Source organism: Pseudorhodoferax soli (genome assembly GCF_003337555.1).
Lineage (GTDB): Bacteria > Pseudomonadota > Gammaproteobacteria > Burkholderiales > Burkholderiaceae_C > Pseudorhodoferax > Pseudorhodoferax soli.
Genome location: NZ_QPJK01000027.1, coordinates 1 through 1,339, shown reverse-complemented (window position 1 = coordinate 1,339; position 1,339 = coordinate 1). Strand labels below are relative to the sequence as shown.

Sequence of the window (1,339 nt, the reverse complement as noted above, 5' to 3'; positions counted from 1 at the left end):
CGCGTGGTCGACTACAACGTGAAGGTTCGCGTGAAGTCCGACGGCAGCGGCGTTGACATCGCCAACGTCAAGATGAGCATGAACCCGTTTGACGAGATCGCCGTCGAAGAGGCCGTGCGCCTGAAGGAAAAGGGCGTGGTCACCGAGGTGATCGCCGTGTCCTGCGGCGTGCAGCAGTGCCAGGAAACCCTGCGCACCGCCATGGCCATCGGCGCCGACCGCGCCATCCTGGTCCATACCGATGCCGAACTGCAGCCCCTGGCCGTGGCCAAGCTGCTCAAGGCCCTGGTCGACAAGGAACAGCCCGGCCTGATCATCCTCGGCAAGCAGGCCATCGACGACGACTGCAACCAGACCGGCCAGATGCTGGCGGCCCTGGCCGACCTGCCGCAGGCCACGTTCGCCAGCAAGGTCGAACTGGCCGGCGACAAGGTCAAGGTCACGCGCGAAGTGGATGGCGGCCTGGAGACGCTGGAGCTGTCCACGCCCGCTGTCATCACCACCGACCTGCGCCTGAACGAGCCGCGCTACGTCACGCTGCCCAACATCATGAAGGCCAAGAAGAAGCAGCTGGACACCTTCAAGCCCGAGGACCTGGGCGTGGACGTGGCCAGCAAGCTCAAGACGCTGAAGGTCGGCGAGCCGCCCAAGCGCAGCGCCGGCATCAAGGTGCCCGACGTGGCCACGCTGGTCGCCAAGCTGAAGACCGAAGCCAAGGTCATCTGAAGGAGAACAAGAACATGTCCATCCTCGTCATCGCAGAACACGACAACGCCTCCGTCAAGAGCGCGACCCTGAACACCGTCACCGCCGCCGTCGCCATCGGTGGCGACGTCCACGTGCTGGTGGCCGGCCACAACGCGGGCGAAGCCGCCAAGGCCGCCGCCCAGATCGCCGGCGTGGCCAAGGTGCTGCACGCCGACGAAGCCGGCCTGGAACACGGCCTGGCCGAGAACGTGGCCGCCCAGGTGCTGGCCATCGCTGGCAACTACAGCCACATCCTGTTCCCGGCCACCGCCAGCGGCAAGAACGTCGCCCCGCGCGTGGCCGCCAAGCTGGACGTGAGCCAGATCAGCGACATCACCAAGGTCGACAGCCCCGACACCTTCGAGCGCCCGATCTACGCCGGCAACGCGATTGCCACCGTGCAGAGCGGCGACAGCGTGAAGGTCATCACCGTGCGCGGCACCGGCTTCGACGCCGCAGCCGCCACCGGTGGCTCTGCTGCCGTGGAAAGCCTGTCGGCCGTGGCCGCTGGCGCCAAGTCCACCTTCCTGGGCTCGGAGATCGCCAAGAACGAGCGCCCGGAACTGACGGCCGCCAAGATCATCGTCTCCGG

At 66.9% G+C, this 1,339-nt stretch carries 2 protein-coding genes; both read left to right on the top strand.

Annotated features, from left to right (window positions below; genetic code table 11):
• Nucleotides 1–726 (top strand): electron transfer flavoprotein subunit beta/FixA family protein (locus DES41_RS37645; RefSeq protein WP_245966069.1); only part of this gene is annotated, 726 nt, incomplete at its 5' end.
• A gap of 14 nt (nt 727–740) precedes the next feature.
• On the top strand, nt 741–1,339 hold a 599-nt coding region (locus tag DES41_RS37640), incomplete at its 3' end, for an electron transfer flavoprotein subunit alpha/FixB family protein (protein ID WP_425466423.1).